The organism is Bacillus sp. LR--39 (assembly GCF_053613335.1).
The window spans coordinates 1-587 of sequence record NZ_JBSIOT010001257.1 but is presented as its reverse complement, the minus strand read 5'-3'; the positions used below and the strand labels follow the sequence as shown (position 1 = coordinate 587).

The following is a 587-nucleotide window of genomic DNA, read 5'->3' as shown; positions in this document are numbered from 1 at the left end:
AAAGACAAACAGCATCATAGAGAACATTTTCGCTCCGTCCCCTTTTTGCGCCATCGGAACGAAAAACGCAAGGCAGACAAGCCAGTTACACAGAATCGCTTTAAAGAACAATTCGGTCACCGGCGTATTCATTTTATGCTCCGCCACGCTGAGAATAAAGCCGGTGGAAGAAGGATCTTTAAATAAGCCGGTCGCAAAGATGAGGCCTGCGAAAAAAACGGCGCCCATTAAATTTCCTGCATAGCTGAACATCCACAGCTTGATCACAGTGGGCCAGCGCATTTTTTTACGAAGCGCAGCCAATGTATAATAAAATGTATTTCCCGTAAATAAATCTCCTCCGCCATAGACGATCAGAATAATGGCGCCCCCAAAGGTGATTGCTGCAATTGGATATGTGAACGGAGAATGTTCAACATAAAAGAGATTCCCCGTTTTAAACGCTACAATGACTCCGAACCCGATAAACATACTGGCCAGCATAGCCCGTAAAAGATAGCGAAGCGGGCTTTGCACAAAGATGCTTTGCTTTTTTAAAGCAAGCTCTTCGACTAGAACAAGTGATTTAGATTCCATGTTTTCCACCA

The 587-nt window shown here is 44.3% G+C and carries 1 protein-coding gene; it reads right to left on the bottom strand.

Annotation, left to right across the window (positions count from 1 at the left end; genetic code table 11):
* Positions 1 to 576 (bottom strand): formate/nitrite transporter family protein (locus ACWHAR_RS29800; protein WP_452088780.1); only part of this gene is annotated, 576 nt, incomplete at its 3' end.
* Positions 577 to 587 lie beyond the last annotated feature (11 nt).